The organism is Methylobacterium bullatum (genome assembly GCF_014845095.1).
Taxonomy (GTDB): Bacteria; Pseudomonadota; Alphaproteobacteria; order Rhizobiales; family Beijerinckiaceae; genus Methylobacterium; species Methylobacterium bullatum.
In genome coordinates, this window is the sequence record NZ_NKUG01000041.1 from 1 (window position 1) to 18,264 (window position 18,264).

Here is an 18,264-nt window from a genome sequence, read left to right on the forward strand (position 1 = left end):
CCGTGCGGCACTAACCGGTCTATCTGAGATTTGAGAAAGTGTAGTGATTTCAGCGAGATATTTGGTGGGTGCACAAGGGTTCGAACCTTGGACCCGCTGATTAAGAGTCAGCTGCTCTACCAACTGAGCTATGCACCCATTGCCTTGCGGCAGTCGCGGCAGCCACCAAACCCGCTGCGACGAGGGGGCTGATAGCAAAGGCCCCGGGGGGTGTCCACCCCCGGGACGTCATTTTTCCGGCTAAACCGATGCGGCGTGCTGGGCGTGGAGGCGCACGGCCGTGGCCGAGAGCTTGTTCAGGGCGGAGAGATACGCGCGGGCCGAGGCCACCAGCGTGTCGGGATCGGCGCCCCGCGCCGTCACGCTGCGGTCGCCGGCCTTCAATCGGACGGAGACCTCGGCCTGGGCGTCGGTGCCCTGCGTCACAGCGTCGACCTTGTAGAGTTCGAGCTGCGCCTCGTGCGGGACCAGGGCCTGGATCGCATTGAACACGGCGTCCACGGGGCCGTTGCCGTCGGCCTCCTCGGTGACGATGCGGTCGTCGATGGCGAGCTTCATCGTGGCGCGCTGCGGCCCGCGCGTGCCGGCGATGACCGAGAGCGAGACGAGGCGGATGCGGTCATGCGCCGTGGCGAGGCCCTGGTCGACCAGGGCCTCGATATCCTCGTCGTAGACGTGCTTCTTGCGGTCGGCGAGCGCCTTGAACCGCTCGAACACGTCCTGCAACTGATTGTCGGCGAGGTGCAGGCCGAGTTCCTCCAACTTCGAGCGGAAGGCCGCGCGGCCCGAATGCTTGCCCATCACCAGGGAAGTCTTGGCGACCCCGACGGAGGCGGGCGTCATGATCTCGTAGGTCTCGGTATGCTTGAGCATGCCGTCCTGGTGGATGCCGCTTTCATGCGCGAAAGCGTTCCGGCCGACGATGGCCTTGTTGTACTGCACGGGGAAGTTCGTCGCATGCGAGACGAGCTTCGAGGCGCGGGTGAGCATCGTGGTCTCGATGCCGGTCTCGTAGGGCATCACGTCGCCGCGGGTGCGGATCGCCATGACGATCTCCTCCAGGGCCGCGTTGCCGGCCCGCTCGCCGATGCCGTTCACCGTGCACTCCACCTGCCGGGCGCCGCCTTCCACGCCGGCCAGGGAGTTGGCGATGGCCAGACCGAGATCGTCGTGGCAATGCACCGAGAAGATCGCCTTGTCGGCATTCGGCACCCGTTCGCGCACCTGGCGGAACATGCTGCGGTATTCGTCGGGCGTGGCGTAGCCCACCGTGTCGGGCAGGTTGATCGTCGTCGCACCGGCCCGGATCGCGGCCTCGACGCAGCGGCACAGATAGTCGATCGGCGTGCGCGTCGCGTCCATGGCCGACCATTCCACGTCCTCCACGAGGTCGCGGGCCTGGGCCACGGTCTTGAGGATGATCTCGACCACCTCGTCCTGGGACTTGCGCATCTGGTGGGCGAGGTGGATCGGCGAGGTCGAGACGAAGGTGTGGATGCGCCCCCGCCGGGCGAGGCGGACGGCTTCGCCGGCCCGCGCGATGTCGGCGGGGATGGCGCGGGCGAGGCCGGCGATGGTCGCGCGCTTCGAGCGGCGGGCGATCTCGGAGACGGCCTCGAAATCACCGATCGAGGCGATGGGGAAGCCCGCCTCGATGATGTCGACGCCCATCGTGTCGAGGAGTTCGGCCACCGCCAGCTTCTCGTCGAGGGTCATGGTGGCGCCCGGGCATTGCTCGCCGTCGCGCAGGGTCGTGTCGAAGATGAGGACCCGGTCCTTCGGGGAGGCGTTGGGCTGGGCGGTGATGTCGGTCATGGCGTGTCGTCCTGTCGGAGGCGCGGTCGCTGAGGGACGCGGCGCCTTGATCCATCGATCGGCTCGACGAAGCCCTCGAGGGCCCCGGTCGCGAAACGATCCCCTGAGAGCCCAGGCGCACGCGCCCGGACGGCCCTCAGGGGCGGATAAGGAGGAGAAGGCCGACGAGGAGCGCTCGGGGACGCGCATGACCACGCACCGCCGCGAAGGCGGTGTCTGCGGTTCCCTGCGTGGAGCCGGCGCTGGCCAAGGCTCGTCTCTCCCGAATGGCGTAGCGGGCGCGCGAACGATGCGACCGAGCGGCTTCGTACCCCTCGACGCCCCCGTTGACAAGGATCGCTCTGCACGCGCCGCCGTCCATCACATCTTCGTGGGCAGGGATCCGGCCATTGTCGCGTGCCGGTTCGCGACTAGCTTGACGTTCGTCCGTTCAACGGCACGGCGTGCGCCTCGTACCGCGCCGACATAACAATATCGGAAGGAAACACCCGTCCATGTCGCGCACTTTCCTGCGTCGAATCGTGCTGCCCGGCCTCGTTCTGGTTGCCGGCACCGCCCCCGGCTTTGCCATCGACCTCACCAAGACCATCGATATCGCGGCTCCCCCGGCCAAGGTCTGGGCGACGATCGGCGATTTCTGCGGCATCGGCAATTGGCACCCGGCCATCGCCAAATGCGAGCCCTCCACCAAGGGCGGCACGATGCTGCGCAAACTCAGCCTCAAGGGCGGCGGCGCCATCGTCGAATCGCAGACGGCGCGCGACGACAAGGCGATGAGCTACACCTACGCCATCGTCGAGAGCCCGCTGCCGGTCTCCGACTATTCCTCCACCCTCGCGGTGAGCCCGAAAGGCTCAGGATCGACGGTGACGTGGACGGGGACCTTCAAGGCCAAGGGTGTCCCGGACACGGTGGCGACCGATGCCATCACGGGGATCTACGAGTCCGGCCTCGCGGCCATCGCCGAGAAGGCCAAATGACGCGCTCGCGTGACGGGCTGACGTGACGGTCCGACACGGGGTCCGGGATCGTCGCCGGAGCCCCGGCTGCGGTGATTGACCCGCCCCTCACGTGAAGGCAAGAACCCGGCGCGGCGTCCATGCCGTGCCGGCCATCGCGCCGGAGCGTGAAGGAGAGCCGCCGTGACCAGGAACATCGTGCCGCCGCAACCGGCCAGCCTGATGCTGGCCATCGGCCTCGCCGCGGGGCTCGGAGCCTGCACCTCGTCCGGCCCCTCTCCGAAGGCGGCGGTGGCGCCGGCCGCCGCCCCGGTCGCTGTCGCCTCGGCCCCGTTGCCGGCAGGCTCCGGCTGCGGTCCGAGCATCGCCCGCACACAGGCCGTGGTGGACAGCGATGTGGCGACCGGCAACCTCAACGCGCCGGTGGGCGCACGGTTCTCCTCCGACCTCGCGCGCGCCGCGGAAGCCTGCGCCGCCGGCCGCGAGCGTGAGGCGATCGGCCTGCTCGCCGCCGCCAAGTCACGCTACGGCTATCCGTAGGCTCGGGCATTCGTTCGGGATCGCCGCCCCTCACGAGGCAGGTGACCCGACCCGGCCCCACGGCGCGGGGGGCGCCGAAGCACTCGCCCCCCCCTCGCGAAAGTGTGACCCTGCCTCGCGGCGAATGAGGCCGGGTCGTGCGACGGTAAAGAACGCAGGCGAGATCCGGTTTATCTCACGAATCCTCTCGGAGGATTGCAGCCATGCCCCCGCCTTCTCGGCGATCATTGGCGAGGCTTCGGTCGGCGACTGGAAAGCCACACCCGCCACATCCTCGCTGCGTTGCCATAAAAGGGCCGGGAAATCTCCTAGTGTCGGGGGCGACAAAATTTCGGTGACAGGCCCCGCGACGCATGAGCTCAGCGCCCAACAACATCACGCGCCTGCCGACCGCCAGGGCCACCGCACTCGAGTCCAAGGAGGCGGTGACCAAGGAAGAGCGGGCCCGGTCCAGCGAACTGGCGGTGAACGACGACCGCGAGATGGTTCCCCGGCGGGACGACGACGCGAGGCGGGAGCTGGCGCTCGATTCAGGGGAAGACGAGACGTTTTCCCTCGTCCCCCTGCCGCAGCCCGACCATAACTGGAGCCGCACGCTGCTCAGCTTCGGCATCGTCGTGATCCTGCCGCTGTGCCTGCTCGGCCTGTACTTCCTGTTCCTCGCCACGCCGCAATACTTCGCCGAATTCCGGTTCTCCGTGACCGAAGTGACCCCGTCCGCCGGTCCCCTCGGCGGAGGGGGTAGCGGGGGCACGACCGCGGCGGCGGTCGCCAGCGCCATGGGTGGCCACAGCGCGGCAGCCGGCGGCGGCACCGCGCAGAACTTCGTCGTGATCGACTATCTCAAGAGCCGTCAGGTGGTCGACGAGCTGTCTCAAAGCGTCAATGTCCGAGAGATCTACAGCCGTCCCGAGATCGATTGGCCGAACCGGTTCGACAGGAGCCGGTCGACGGAGCACCTGGTGCGATACTGGAACAAGATGGTCTGGGCGAATTTCGACCCGCTCACCGGGCTCGCCTCCGTGGAGATCAAGGCGTTCCGGCCCGACGATGCCCTGACCATCGCCAACCAGCTGGTCACCTTGTCGGAAAACCTCGTCAACAAGATCGCCAAACGCGCCGAGGAGGATGCCGTCAAGTTCGCCGAGCAGGAGGTCGTCCGGGCCAAAGCCGGCCTCGACAAGGCCCGCGCCGCCATGGCCGAGTTCCGTGAGAAGGAAGGCGTGATCGATCCGATACCCAGCGTCGTCTCGGGCAACACCCAGCTCATCGGCACCCTGCGCGGATCGGTGTCGCAGCTGGAGGCCGATTACGACACGATCCGGAGGCAGAATCTCAGCGAGTCGGCACCATCGGTCGTGGCACTGAAGTCCCGCGTCCAGGCCGCACGCGAGCAGCTGGCTTCCGTCGAGCGCGAGGTTTCGGGCAGCCGCTCCGGCCGCAACGTCCTGGCCGGCGTCGTCGCCCGGTTCGAGGCCCTCGACATGGACCGGCAATACGCGCAGGCGATCCTGCTCACCTCGCTGCAATCCCTCGACCGCGCTCGGGCCAGCGCGGCGGCCCAGCATCTCTATCTCACCCCCTACGTTCGCCCGGCCCTGCCCGAAAGCGCGGGCGGCCCGCGCGTCTTCCTGTCGATGGTGCTCGGAGCCTTCATCCTGGCGGCGATCTGGTTCATCGGCCTGCTTGCCGTGCGCTCGATCGTGAACAGCCGCGCCTGATCCCAGGCCGGCCGTCGGTCGTCATGACCGTCGGCGCGGCCTCGGCCAGAATTCCGGCCTCGTGACGAGGCAACGCCCGGCACGAGGTGCCGGTCCCGCAACCCGCCACTCCGCGTCACCCGGCATCCTTGGATCGCGACTGAACGATGGCACATTCCTCGATCGTCCTTCCGGTCGCCCCCTCCAAGCAGAGGGCACGGCCATGGCTGACGATCATGACGGCATTGATCGTCCGTGATTTTTGGGTCCGCTTCCGCAAGTATCACCCGGCTCTGGGCGTCATCCTCTTCATCGAGCCCGTCATCCTCGTTGCGATGATTGCGGGATTGCGAATCTATCTCTTCGGAAAGGAGCCTTCTTTCGGACCCTCGGTTCTTCTGTTCATGGGGACCGGCGTCTTCCCCTTCTACATCTTCCGACGTTGCGCACGCGGTGTTCGCGCGCCGAAGTCGCGAGCCAAGGAGTATTACTTCGTCAAGCCGTTCGATTTCCTGCTATCGAGATTCTTTATCTATCAGATCCAAAACTTCATGCTGATGGTCCTGTTTTTCTCGGCACTTTATGTCTACGGAATACGAGAGGCCATGCCCTGGGCTCCCGAAAACTGCCTCCTGAGCCTGACCGCAGTCGGCTTCCTGGCTTTTGGAATGGCGCTCGTCAATTCGACCATCCAATCGTATTTTCCGGGCTGGGGCACAATCTATGGCTTCCTGAGCCGTCCGATGATGATGTTCAGCGGCGCGTTCAAGACCGTCGATCTGACCCCGGAGCCCTTGCGGACGATCTATTCCTGGAACCCGCTCTCGCATGTGATCGAGCTATTTCGGCTGGGATTTTACCCGAACTACCCGCATGCCAGCTTCGATGCCATCTATCTCACCAAATGGTGCGTCGGCATAATCTTCGTCGGAATCCTGTTCTACAACAATAAAGCCAAAGACTGAATCGGACCCGTCTCCGCCTACGGCTCACCGAGCATCAGCCCGACCTTCATCACCGTGCCGTCCTCCTTGTCCGGATGGACCGCGAAGCCGAGGCTGCGGCACACGGCCAGCATGGGACGGTTCTCCCGGAGGACCGTGCCCTCGATGCGCTGGAGCCCCTCCGCCCTCGCCCAGTCGATCATCAGCTGCATCAGGGCGAAGCCGAGGCCGGTGCCCTTGCGGTCGCTGCGGATGAGGATGGCGTATTCGCCGCTCTCGTGGTTGGCATCCGCATGGAGGCGAACCGCGCCGAGCATCGACGCCGTCTGCGCGTCGATGGCGACGAAGGCGATGGCGCGGGCGTAATCGAGCTGCGTCAGCCGGGCCAGGAAGGCGTGGTTGAAATCGCGGACCGGCATGAAGAAGCGCAGGCGCAGATCCTCGGCGCTGACCTGCTCGAAGAAGCTCTTGAACAGCCCCTCGTCCTCCGGCCGCACCGGGCGCACGGTGACCTTCTCGCGCTTCAGGACGAGGTTGCGCTCCCATTCCACCGGATAGGGGCGAATGGCGAAGCGCGGATTGCGGGTGCCGCCGCGCCGCTCCGGGGCCGGGCCGACCAGCACGCGGGCGTCCAGGGCCAGCACGCCGTTGGCATCGGCGAGCAGGGGATTGATGTCGAGCTCGCGCACCTCCGGCAGGTCGGCGGAGAGCTGGGCGAGCTTGACGAGGACGAGGCCGAGCGCCCTCCGGTCCACCGCCGGGACGTCACGATAGGCCGCCAGCCGCCGCGCCACGCGGGTGCGGTCGATGAGTTCGCTGGCGAGCCGGAGGTCGAGGGGAGGCAGGCTCAGCGCCCGGTCGTCGATGACCTCCACGGCAACGCCGCCCCGGCCGAACACCACCACGGGACCGAAGACGGGATCCTCGGCGAGCCCGGCGATGAGCTCGCGGCGCTTGCCCTTGCGCACCATGGGTTGGACCGCGAACCCCATGATCCGCGCATCCGGCCGCTGGCGCCGGGCACGGGTGAGGATGTCGGCGGCGGCGGCGCGCACATCGGCCTCGCTGGTGAGGTCCAGGCGCACCCCGCCGACATCGGATTTGTGGACGATGTCCGGTGAGACCACCTTCAGCGCCACCGCGCCGCCCTCGGCGATGATGGGCCAGGCCGCCGCCGCGGCGGCATCGATGTCGGGGGCGAGCGTCAGCGGCACGCTGTCGATGCGGTAGGCGGCCAGGAGGCTCGCCACGGCATGGGGATCGAGCCAGGTCTCCCCCGCCTCAATGGCGGCCACCACGATGGCGCGGGCGGCCTCCACGTCGGGGGAGAATTCGCGCGGCAGGGAATCCGGCGTGCGCATCAGGTCGTCCTGCGCCTCGCGGTAGCGGACGAGGTGCATGAAGCCTTCCACGGCGTCGGCGTCCGTGGCGAAGCGCGGGATGCCGGCGGCGGCGAGCACCGCGCCGGCCTCTCCGTCGTCGCCCACCGTCACCGCGAAGACGGGCTTGCGCCGTCCGCCCTTGCGCCGGGCCGCGCTCACCGTGTCGGCGATGGCCGCGGCGACGCCGGCGCTGTCGGAGCGGGCGGTGGGCACGTGGATGGCCAGCACGGCGTCGTTGGCGGGATCGGCGAGAAGGGGCCTGAGGGCGTCGGCATAGGCTTTCGCATCGGCCTCGACGCCGAGATCGGTGGGGTTGCCGCCGAGCCCCGCCGCGGCCAGCGTGCCGCCCCGGTCCGCGAGCCTGTCGGCGGCGAGCGCCCCGATGCCCTCGCCGTTCCCCAGGATGGCGAGGCGCTGGCCGGGAAAGGGGCGCTGCCGGCCCAGCGTCTCCACCGCCGAGAACATGGCGTCGAGCCCGTCGACGCTCAGCAACCCCGCCCGCCGGAACGCCGCCTCGTAGACCGCATCCGGCCGGGCGAGGGCGCCGGTATGGGTGACGGTGTGGCGCAGGGGAGCCGCGTGGCGCCCCGTGCGCAGCACCAGGACCGGCTTGGCGCGGGCGGCGGCGCGGGCCGCCGACATGAACTTGCGCGCGTTGGGAATCACGTTCAGCGACAGCAGGATCGCGCGGGTGTGGATGTCGGCGGCGAAATGGTCGAGGCAATCGGCGATATCGATGTCGCAGGCGGTGCCGAGGGACAGGATGGCCGAGAATCCCACGTCCCGATGCGCGGCCCAGGCGACGATGCCCGCCGCCACCGTGCCCGATTGCGAGATGAGGGCGAGATCGCCCGCCTTGGGCGCCGCCGCGAACAGGCTGGCATCGAGCTGCGCGCGCGGCACGGTCAGGCCCATGCTGTTGGGGCCGAGGAGACGCATGCCCCATTGCCGGGCCCGGTTGCGCACCGCCTCGCAGAGATCGTCCGGCAGATCGGCGGTCAGGATGACGGCCACGGCGGCACCGCGCAGCCCCGCCTTCTCCACCCAGCCCTCCACCTCCGCGGCCTGGGCCACGATCACCACGAGATCCGGCGTTTCGGGCAGGTCGTCGAGGGTGGGAAGGCCCGCCGCGCCGACGAGATGGACGGGGCCGGCGAACCCGGCCTTCCCCAGGTTGCCGACCACGGCCTGGCCGAGCGCGCCTTGACCGACCGCGCCTTGGCCAACCGCGCCTTGGCCGAGGCCGACGACCGCGATCGCCCGCGGGGCGAGCAACGCCTCGAAGCGATAGGTGCTCATGGACTGGCGTGACCTTCGATCAGACCGGGGCGACGGCGTGCGACATCGCGCCGAACGGCAAGGTATAGGGCGCGGATCACTCTCGACCGGGGGAACCACATGTCAGAACCCACAGCTTACGAGATTTCCTGCGCGATCGTCGAGGCGATGCGCTCCCTCATCACCCTGGGCCTGAGCCAGGGCACCGCCGGGAACGTCTCGGTACGCCACGGCGACGGCTTTCTCATGACACCCTCGGGCATCCCGGCCGATGCGCTGCGCCCGGAGGACATCGTGCCGATGAGCATGGAGGGGGAGCACGGCCATGCTCTCGCCCCCTCCTCCGAATGGCGCTTCCATCGCGACATCCTGCGGCGGCGGCCCGAGATCGACGCCGTCGTGCACGCCCATCCGACCTATTGCACCGCCTTCGCCATGTGCGGCACCGAGATTCCCGCCGTCCATTACATGATCGCAGCCGCCGGCGGCCCGACGATACGCTGCGCGCCCTATGCTCCCTATGGAACCGAGGACCTGTCGGTCGCGGCGGTGGCCGCCCTCGACGACCGCCTCGGCTGCCTCCTGGCCAACCATGGCATGATCGCGATCGGCAGTAATCTCGGCAAGGCCTTGTGGCTGGCGGTAGAGATGGAGGCCCTGTGCCGCCAATACGCCGTCGCCCTCCAGGTCGGGAAGCCGGTCATACTGTCCGACGCCGAGATCGCGCGAACGATCAGGCGCTTCGAAAACTATGGGCCACGGAGCCGCACAGAAACGCCTTGAGTTCGCCCCTACGTCCAAGGGCTCGGGCCGCGATGATTACGTAGAGGTTGCTCGGCACGCGCCCTCGGAGGCCGTGACCGGCCTCCCGACATCGGGTTTTCCAGAAAATTTTCTTCCCGGCGCGGTCATTCGGCCGCCCCGCCGGCCGCGTCGGGCACCGCATGTGCGAGCCGATGCACCGTGTAGTTTTTTACCGCATCGCGCATCTGAAGTTGCGAGCGTGAGCTAAAAGAGCTCACCAACTAGCATAAAGGTTCCAGTTTCACAAATAACTTTTGAAACCTCTGTTCAGTTCGATTTTTTTTCCAGCCTAGGGAGTTAAAAAAAGTCTCCCCTCACGCAAAGATCGTCGGCCATTCCTCAGATGCCGAAAGCTCCCGCAGCACACCAGAAGCTTCCTTCAAATTGTTGCGGTTACCCTGGTCTTGCCAAAGCCTCTTGCGCTTTGTTAATGGCTATCATACTAACTGCCTAGTCAATTCAATCTGAAGACAAGACCTTTCGGTCAGGCTCCATCGGCGCCTGGCAGCGGTCTAAGGCTGTCCTACTTTCGGGGGTGCGCGTGGAAATCGAAAACGACTTCGTGGCGGATTATATTGAGCTTACGGCGGATATCGTCTCGGCATTCGTCAGCAACAATTCCGTGCCGGTTTCGGATATTCCGGCCCTCATCGCATCGGTTCATACGACCCTGGGCAGTCTGACGACGGCGAAGACGCCGGAAAAGGCCGAGCCGCTGACCCCGGCCGTGTCGATCAAACGCTCGATCACACCGGATTTCGTCATCTGTCTCGAAGACGGCAAGAAGTTCAAATCGCTGAAGCGCCACCTTCGGACGCGCTATTCCATGACGCCCGAAGAATATCGGGCAAAATGGAACCTTCCGAGCGACTATCCGATGGTTGCTCCGAACTATGCGGCCGCACGGTCGGAACTGGCGAAGAACATGGGGCTCGGCCAGCAGCGCAGGAAATCCCGCGTGAAGGCACCCGTCGTCGAGGCACCGCCGACACCCGCGCCGCGCGGTCGTCGCCCTCGCACGGCCACCAACGCCTCCTGAGCCCGACGAGTCTGTGGCTCGCCTCACCGAGGCGCAACCTCACCCCGGGATACGAGACTTCCGGGGGCGAGACTTCGAGGGGCGAGGCGACGGCCACGACGGAGCCACCAGGACGCGCTTCGGTTTCCGGAGCGCTTCGTCCAAGGCAAGTGAAGCAAAGCCGTGCGTGTGACGAGCGGATGGAATGACCCATTCTCGCTGGATCAACGATCCCAAGCCGCTCGACATGTCTCGCGACGATCGGGACCTCCTCGGACAGGCATCGAACCAAGGTGCCCAAAGCACCTTCGGGGCGAAACAGCCGCAGCCGCGAACCTATCCACAGGAGAGTTGTGGCGCCGGTGACTGTCCGGCTCGTCACGACAACCGACCATACCCGCGCCCGTTGTTCGATTTATCAAAAAAAATCGAGCCTAATTTCGCGATACATTTGAATGAAACTCATTCCTATCTATCCTATATAATAATATATCCCGATATCGGGACATGATGTCTGTCGAACGCCGGCGGGACGACAAGATCTGTGCCCGATAGGACCGGGAATCACACCGGATCTCTTTGAGAGAGACTGAGGACGCGCCGTCCCTGGTCATGCCGCGAGACGATCGTGGTCCATCCGGCGGTCTTTCGCCGCCGTGCCGTTAGGCCTGTCGCAAGGCCCTCCCTGCATTCTCGGAAAACAGGCGGCCGGTGCGGCCGCCCCGAAGGCGGGAAGGGATGCGCATGTCCGGTCGATCGAGCCTCGTCGCGCGCCTGTTCTGGACCACGATCGCCGGCGGCGGCGTCGCCTTCTGGTTCGGACTACCCGCCCTGGCCGCAACCGGCCTCTGCCTTGGCCTGATCCTGCTGCATCGCCTCGACAGGCCCGCGCGTTTCAGGCGGACGGTCCGCCGGCTCGCGCGCACCCATGCCGAGACCCTTGCTCTGCGCCGCCGCCAGGAATGTTTCGAAGACGCCTACGGCAACCGGATCGACGACGGCTGGCTGCGCGAGCGGGATTACTTCGCCGAGCGGACGATCCTGCCGCATCTCGACGCCATGGGGTTCACCGATCTCGCCGATACCCGCTGGCAGACGGTCCTCGACATCGTGGACGATGTCGCTCTCTCCGTCGATCTGCCGGACGAGGACGAGGCGCCGGAGGACGGCATCGCCTACGAGCGCTTCTGCGCCGAGGCCCTGCGCGAGGCGGGCTGGTCGGCGCGCCCGACGAAGGCCAGCGGCGACCAGGGGGCCGACGTGGTCGCCGAGCGCTCAGGCATCCGCCTCGTGCTCCAGTGCAAACGCTACACGAAGCCCGTGGGCAACGCGGCGGTGCAGGAGGCCTCGGCGGCGGCGCGCTACTGGCAGGCGGACATGGCGGCCGTCGTCTCCAATGCCGGCTTCACCCCCGCCGCGCGCAGGCTGTCGGGCGCCACCGGCGTCCTTCTCCTCCACCACGACGCCCTGCGCGACCTCGCGCCCATCCGCAGATCGCGGCGGCTCGACGCCGAGCCCGCCTGAGAGCCCTTCGATGGGACCTCTCGGCGGCGGCGCATACCAAAGTCGGTCATCCGCCAAGGTCCATTTTCCCAAGCAGACCCCCTCATCCTCGCAACTCACCGCCTGCATCGTATGGTCTTGTGGAGGATGCGGGGCCGGAGGGGACATCGGTTGAATCGATCCGATTGCAGGATGCGTGAGAAGGAGGCTGGACAGGGCCCCACGACCTCACTATACCCCCGCTCCAGTCGACGGCGCCAAGCGCTTCGGCGGAGGCCCAGGTAGCTCAGTTGGTAGAGCATGCGACTGAAAATCGCAGTGTCGGCGGTTCGACTCCGTCCCTGGGCACCATTTTTCCCTTGTTTTTTGAATAGCTTACAGCGAAGCAGCCCTCGCGGTCCCTGCTACGTTGAACCTTCGGGTCACACTGGGGGCACAAATGTGCAGGGTGGCGGTGTCGCTGCCGGTAACCGACCAAGCGCCGGCCCCTCATCTAATTTAAGTCTGGCCCCAGCCCCGCGGAATCGACCGATAAGGTCTCTGAGAAGCAACCACCCCACTGGGCGTAAAGCGAATCGCGCGACACCTTGTGTCCGAAAATTGTGCGTTCACGCTTCTCCTCATTGCGACAGCCACCGCGTCGATCAGATTGAGACTCCCATCGTGCTTTGAGCCATTTCGCCGATCTCGCTGACGAAGCGGGAGACAACGCGGCGGGTACGCCAGTTGAACGGAACTCTGCTCGAGTGGACTAAGGCTGCGGCCTATTGCAGCGGCGACAAGCGGCTGGGCAGGGACTGATTCTTTGGAAAGCGATAAATTATAAGGCTCAGACCGCTTATTGGGCCGCCGAAGCTCGAGTACGTGCCTATGAAACTACCCGATTGAGTCTGGCGGCAGACCATAGACGAGGTGGGCAACGTTAGTGTCTGAACGGTCGCCCATTTCAAAGAGTGAGCCTGCCGGGAGGCTGAACGATAGCCTCTGACCCGGTCTCGTAAAGGGTTGGCGCTGCTGCGAGCAGCCCCAACCACGAGGACCCAATTCCATGTCAGCAGAGCTCCTTTCCGAGATAGAAGCCATCAACGGCGACGTCGTAGCCGGCAAAGGCAGCGGCCCGGGCGCAACCAACCTCTGGCGTGCTGGTCTCCACCACCGCGCCCGCCATTCCAGCCCCACTCCGGCGCTGCGCCAACTCGTTAGCCATCAGACCCTTCTTGCGCGGTACCTCAGTGACGAACTCCCCGGTGCGCTCGCTCAGCGCGGAGGCCGTCGTCTCGCCGGGTGCAGCGGTGAGGCCGCCTGCACCTCGGCTGCCTGTCCCGTCTGTCGAGCCTTCGGCGACGCTTGGCTGGCCAGAACCTGCGGGCAGCTTCTCCAAGCAAAGCCACACGGCTGGGTCGCCTTTGGCGGCATTATCTTGGACGAGGACCCCATTGAGGCGCTCGAGGGCTACACCCCGCGGAGGCTCTCAGACGAATTCAATCGGTCTCTGCAACAGCTCGGGCTTGACCATTTGGCGTGGCACGGCCGCTTCGCTGTTTCGGTCCAATCGAGCCTTGCCACGCGAGAGGACAGCATCACGATCACCGTGGCTGCGGTTACGACCACCGGCCCGTATCACGACCTCTCGGGTCGCTTTGACGAACGGCCGCTTGGAACTCTAATGGCCTTTCGGGCGGCGGCGGCAGTCGAAGCTGGAGCCGAGGGTATCGATGACGCCTGCAGATTGGCCCACCACCAATGGAACGTCCCAACGGCGACCCAACAGGGCTGCACTCGCCTCTCTCAGTTCGCTGCACCTCCAGCGCACGACCTGCCAGGCGACCTGCGAGCGATTGAACTTGAACTGGCAGTCGCTTCGCACGTCGCAACCTGGGGATACCGTGATCTACTACTGCCCGCGTCCGCTGCCCGTTTCGACAACCTGATTGGGTCGGACTGGGTGCCAGGGTGATGGAAAGGTCACTTCCGTCAGGGCAGCACCGCGCGACGTCAGGGAAATGGCTGTCTAGCGTGTATATTCGAGGGTGCGAGCCCCACTGATGGACACGCAGTACGATCCCCGTTGATACTCCAGAAAGGACGCGCCAGACGTCCACGGGAGGATTCCGATGCGGAAGTTGACGCTGCTTGGGGCCGGCGCCCTGTTCATTCTCACCATGGCGGCCCAGGCCGAGCCTGCTCCTGTCACCCCCGACGTCCCGGCGACCTTCAAGCCTGCTCAGAGTGAGGGCTACTTCTTCGTCGGCGGCCGCTACGAGACGGTCGGAGGGAAGGAGTTTGCCACTGGGCAGATGTTCGTCCAGTTCCACGCCCCGCCGCAGGTCACGCAGCCTTTCCCTGTGGTCATGGTGCACGGCACCGCGCAGACGGGCGTCAACTTCCTTGCCACACCCGATGGCCGAACCGGATGGGTAGATCACTTCGTAGAGCGCGGCTTTGCCGTCTACGTCGTCGATCAGGTCGGCAGGGGCCGGTCGGGCGACAACCCGGAGGTCTATGGCCCATACGCTCGGCTCGCGCCCGGCGATTTGGAGAGCATATTCACAGGGCAGGAGCTGTTTGAGCTATTCCCGCAGGCCAAGCTCCATACTCAATGGCCGGGCGGCCCCGGCGTGAAGGGCAATGGCGCCTTCGACCAGTTCTACCTCTCACAGGTCCCGTATATCGCGAATGCGCTGAGAAGCGAGGAGCTGGTGAATCCGTCGCTGATTGCACTGCTCGAGAAGATCGGTCCCTCGGTCGTTCTGACTCACTCGCAGGCGGGAGTGTTCGGCTGGGCCGTTTCTGACCAGCGGCCGGATCTTGTGAAGGCGCATGTTGCCGTTGAGCCGAACGGACCGACTTTCTACGACATCCGGTTCAAAGGCGGCGCTGAGTGGTACGAGCGCGTCGGTGACGCTCGCGCTCGGCCCTACGGCATCACCCGGGTGCCGCTCACATTCGAGCCACCCGTGAACTCCCCAACCGACCTGACGGTCATTCAGGCCGACCAGCCAATCCGGCCGGATCAGATCCGCTGCTGGTTGCAGGCTGAACCGGCTCGGAAGCTTCCGAACCTCGCGGCGGTGCCGGCTGTCATCGTCACCGGTGAAGCCTCATTCCGGGCAACGATGGACGACTGCACGGGTGCTTTTCTGGCTCAAGCCGGCGCGAAGCCGGATCGTCTCGCGCTCGCCGAACATGGCATTCATGGCAACGGGCATATGATGATGCTGGAGGCGAACAACGCCGCGGTCGCCGACGCGATCATCGACTGGATCGTGGCTAAGACGCAATGAAACGGTGCAATGTGTCGTCGGACTGGGCCGGGAACGCTTCTATCCTTCCTGCCACTTGCCACGCCTCACTACCCTAGGCGCGCCATTGGGAAGCGGCCCTCCCAGGGCTGTTGCTTCTGGCCACGGCGCGTAGCCACACCTCAAGCTCCTCGTCGGTTGGCAGGATCACCGGCACTGCATTCAGATCGTGCTATCTGCATCAGAGATGGCACCCGGACACACCATGGAAAATCGAGACGAGGCAGCCTACGGACGGGGCGACCTGCTGGCAAAGCGATGCGAGATGATGAAAACTTGGGCTCAGTTTCACGGGGCTACCCCATGACATTGGAAGAGACTGTCACAATCCTCCTGGACGATAGGCGGCCCAGGTACCTGTACGAAAAAGAATTTGCCGTCGCATCGTTTTCAGGATGGGTGAACTCACCTAATGAAGCCAACTCTATATCAAACACAGTTTTTGCTGCATTGATTCAGGCAATTCATAAAGCTAAGCTCGAAGAATACGCTATACCCCAGGAGTGGTTCACTGAGGTATTTGATGTTGACAGATATATAAAAATGAAAGAGCTTTTTGTTAGTTTACCTTTGTTCTGGGATGTTGGTTATTATGATGGCTATAATGACTGTATATACGCTGCCGATGTTGTCCGATTCATGCTAACATTTAATTCAAAAGACGACGATAAGCGCAAAAAGGCTAGCCTTGGAAAAGCGTGGGAATTTATAAATAAGCACGGGGGCTATGTTAAAGGTAAGTTTGGCTTTGGCCGAACCGAGTGGACAAGTATTTCAAATCATTCGAATATATGGCGTGCATACAAGAAATCGGCGGTATTTCAATGCGCTCGTTACCATGGAACCAGATTCGACTGGTACATTGATCCACGGCAGCCACTATTTCTCGATAGCTTGATTCAAACCGCACTCCGACAAAAAGAAATTACAACCTACTTTGGAGAAGCGCTAGGTTTTCAAGAACGGCTCCGCATCGTTCTTGATGGACGATCTATGTCGAATGATGACTTTTTCTTATTCCCGCCTGATCTAACGCCCATCCCATTTCGATTGCCGCCAATGAGTGCAACGGCCTACGGGAAAATGGCAACCTACCGCCGAAGCAGCAACCTGAGTAACCCAGAGTGGGACTAAAAAAACTCGTCGTATCAATTCGTTACGATGTCCTATTAGGTCACGATGTATAACATTTCGTAAGCTGAGGAAATCGACTGACGCTCCGTCATCGCACATTTTGGTTTTGTCGAAACCAAAGGAAGCAACGACCGTGCGCCACAACGACCCAGTACACAATATATCCCAGAAAAGCGCTCTCCCGAACGTAGGATTCATTCGGGTGTCACAGCTGATCGGACCGGGAAATCCTTTACCGATTTCACGGGCCACCCTGTATTCGTGGATCCAACGTGGGCTTTTTGTAGCCCCAATCCGTCTCGGTCCCGGTCGTATCAGTGGATTCCGGGTCGAAGACGTGCGTGCATTCCTCGCCGACCCGACTGCTTTATCCAACACTAGTGCAGGCAAGGACCAGCATCGGCTGAAGGCAACAGATTCGCACGTCTGCGACTAATCCCCAATCCGCCACGAGCAGGCGGCGCACTTACGTACCGCCTTCTAATTTCCATGTAACTGGATATTGATCCAACCCTAAAAGGAACGGACATGAAACCGAAACCTAAACTGACATTCAAGCAGCTATTAGACATGCTGAATGACAATGCGATGGATGCGTTGGTCTGTTGCAGGAATCAGTATGGGGACTCGCGACGACAGCGTGAGAATAACGTTTACGAAACAGTCGGCTTTCTTAGTGCCTACGTTGCAGACGTGAGAAACTCGAACGTGCTGGAGGACGAACTATACAACCATGAATGCTGGACATCTTACGGATATAAGCCAAAGCGTGGAGAAGTAACGCGGACAGCAGTGCGGTTCGTCTTATGTAATTACCGCACCCATACGCCGCTTTATGAAAAAGCACGTGTGTACTCCAAAGTGATTGACTATTACTTAGCGAAAAACATGACTCCTGCGGATATTGTAGTTCAATTGCGTGAGGAGAAACTAGCAGGCGTGCTAGAAAACTTGAAGCAAGAGGACCGGCTTAACAAGTATGACGTTGATGAAGCACAGGACGACGAATCAGATAAGCGGCCGCGCTCCTCGCCAAAAGGCAGCGGTCAGGGTGACGACAGCGTCAGCACGACGGATGCGAAGGCGGAAGAACCGGGACCGGACGATGGTGCTGTCCAAGGGACCAATCGAAACGAGGATCACAACAATAACAATCCAGGTGCCGACGAAACAACTGGTGCGGATGACGATACTGTCGGCGAGGAGCCCAACAGCTACGTTGTGATCGACGGTAATAAGCACGTATTCGACCCCAAGCGTCAGATTATCGTTGATGCGGACGAGTTCACTCAGAAGATCCTGCAATGGCCGCTCCGGCGGGTGTTGCCTTTTTTCTTTGAGAATCGAGGATGTCGGGACGGTCTGACCGTCATCGGTGTGATCCGCCCCGACGAGGAAGACGAAGAGTAGTCTGGTCAACAAACTGAAACACAGATCGAAAGGCGGGGCCAAAATACCCGCCTTTCAATTACTCACGTCATCTCACGATCTATTCGTAGCAGTGGCTCGTAGCAACTTGTAATACAACTCTACCGCTACATCTCATGCAGTTGCGCTCCACAGAATGACTTATCTTGCGGATGGGCATTGAATTTAAATCGCAGAAAAATTCAATCATCATCCCGCATCGACAATGGAGATTTACTCGTGCTTAAAATTAATATTCCGATTCCGATCCCCCTTAAAATTAGGGTATACGTGGATAGAGGCGAAGATGATCGTCACACCCATTTTAAGGGGCAGCAGACGCTACAGCCCCTTGTAACACGCCCCACTGCCTCAGAACGCCCCGCAGCAGCCCCCAGGGCCCCCTCTACAGCCTCGGGCAGCCTGCCGAAGGCACCTTTGCCCGCCTCACCCCTTCGCCTGTCTCTTATAACAATCT

General features: G+C 63.4%; 13 protein-coding genes and 2 tRNA genes. 12 read left to right on the plus strand and 3 right to left on the minus strand.

Annotation, left to right across the window (positions count from 1 at the left end; genetic code table 11):
- Positions 1–62 precede the first annotated feature (62 nt).
- Together MBTS_RS05875 and MBTS_RS05880 are read right to left on the minus strand one after the other, a co-directional pair.
- A tRNA-Lys gene (locus tag MBTS_RS05875) sits at positions 63–138 on the minus strand.
- 102 nt (positions 139–240) lie between these two features.
- Positions 241–1,815: a 2-isopropylmalate synthase gene (locus tag MBTS_RS05880; protein ID WP_056143471.1), complete on the minus strand. Its 1,575-nt coding sequence runs from the start codon at positions 1,813–1,815 to the stop codon at positions 241–243.
- 494 nt (positions 1,816–2,309) lie between these two features.
- Here MBTS_RS05880 and MBTS_RS05885 point away from each other — a divergent pair, with 494 nt between their 5' ends.
- The 4 genes from MBTS_RS05885 (at position 2,310) to MBTS_RS05900 (ending at position 5,979) form a co-directional block, all read left to right on the plus strand.
- A complete protein-coding gene (locus MBTS_RS05885) occupies positions 2,310–2,795 on the plus strand; it encodes an SRPBCC family protein (protein WP_147830453.1) in 486 nt (161 codons plus the stop codon).
- A 201-nt stretch (positions 2,796–2,996) separates the two neighbouring features.
- Positions 2,997–3,314, plus strand: coding sequence for a hypothetical protein (locus MBTS_RS05890; protein ID WP_043764995.1), 318 nt, complete (start codon positions 2,997–2,999; stop codon positions 3,312–3,314).
- A 353-nt stretch (positions 3,315–3,667) separates the two neighbouring features.
- On the plus strand, positions 3,668–5,035 hold the full coding sequence (locus tag MBTS_RS05895) for a KpsE/RkpR family capsule polysaccharide export protein (RefSeq protein WP_147833491.1): 1,368 nt from the start codon (positions 3,668–3,670) through the stop codon (positions 5,033–5,035).
- A 146-nt stretch (positions 5,036–5,181) separates the two neighbouring features.
- The gene (locus MBTS_RS05900; RefSeq protein WP_147833490.1) at positions 5,182–5,979 is read left to right on the plus strand and encodes an ABC transporter permease; all 798 of its coding nucleotides are present in this window, start codon (positions 5,182–5,184) and stop codon (positions 5,977–5,979) included.
- Between the two features lie 17 nt (positions 5,980–5,996).
- On the opposite strand, the gene MBTS_RS05905 is transcribed toward MBTS_RS05900, so the two are convergent.
- Positions 5,997–8,639 carry a bifunctional acetate--CoA ligase family protein/GNAT family N-acetyltransferase gene (locus tag MBTS_RS05905; protein ID WP_192215245.1) on the minus strand — a complete coding sequence of 881 codons (2,643 nt, stop codon included), beginning with the start codon at positions 8,637–8,639 and terminating at the stop codon, positions 5,997–5,999.
- 99 nt (positions 8,640–8,738) lie between these two features.
- Here MBTS_RS05905 and MBTS_RS05910 point away from each other — a divergent pair, with 99 nt between their 5' ends.
- The 8 genes from MBTS_RS05910 to MBTS_RS05950 all read left to right on the plus strand — a co-directional run bounded on the left by MBTS_RS05910 (position 8,739) and on the right by MBTS_RS05950 (position 17,789).
- On the plus strand, positions 8,739–9,401 hold the full coding sequence (locus MBTS_RS05910; RefSeq protein ID WP_056143452.1) for a class II aldolase/adducin family protein: 663 nt from the start codon (positions 8,739–8,741) through the stop codon (positions 9,399–9,401).
- Positions 9,402–9,963: 562 nt separating this feature from the next.
- Entirely contained in the window at positions 9,964–10,461 is a 498-nt protein-coding gene (locus MBTS_RS05915; protein ID WP_056143616.1) for a Ros/MucR family transcriptional regulator, read from the plus strand.
- 723 nt (positions 10,462–11,184) lie between these two features.
- Positions 11,185–11,964, plus strand: a complete 780-nt coding sequence (locus MBTS_RS05920; protein WP_147831350.1) for a restriction endonuclease — start codon at positions 11,185–11,187, stop codon at positions 11,962–11,964.
- 254 nt (positions 11,965–12,218) lie between these two features.
- Positions 12,219–12,294: transfer RNA gene (locus MBTS_RS05925), tRNA-Phe, on the plus strand.
- Positions 12,295–12,991: 697 nt separating this feature from the next.
- On the plus strand, positions 12,992–13,900 hold the full coding sequence (locus MBTS_RS23510) for a hypothetical protein (RefSeq protein WP_210322684.1): 909 nt from the start codon (positions 12,992–12,994) through the stop codon (positions 13,898–13,900).
- Between the two features lie 157 nt (positions 13,901–14,057).
- Positions 14,058–15,227: an alpha/beta hydrolase gene (locus tag MBTS_RS05935; protein ID WP_192215247.1), complete on the plus strand. Its 1,170-nt coding sequence runs from the start codon at positions 14,058–14,060 to the stop codon at positions 15,225–15,227.
- Positions 15,228–15,548: 321 nt separating this feature from the next.
- Positions 15,549–16,379: a hypothetical protein gene (locus tag MBTS_RS05940; RefSeq protein ID WP_192215248.1), complete on the plus strand. Its 831-nt coding sequence runs from the start codon at positions 15,549–15,551 to the stop codon at positions 16,377–16,379.
- Positions 16,380–16,907: 528 nt separating this feature from the next.
- The gene (locus MBTS_RS05950) at positions 16,908–17,789 is read left to right on the plus strand and encodes a hypothetical protein (protein ID WP_192215250.1); all 882 of its coding nucleotides are present in this window, start codon (positions 16,908–16,910) and stop codon (positions 17,787–17,789) included.
- The last annotated feature ends 475 nt before the right edge of the window (positions 17,790–18,264 follow it).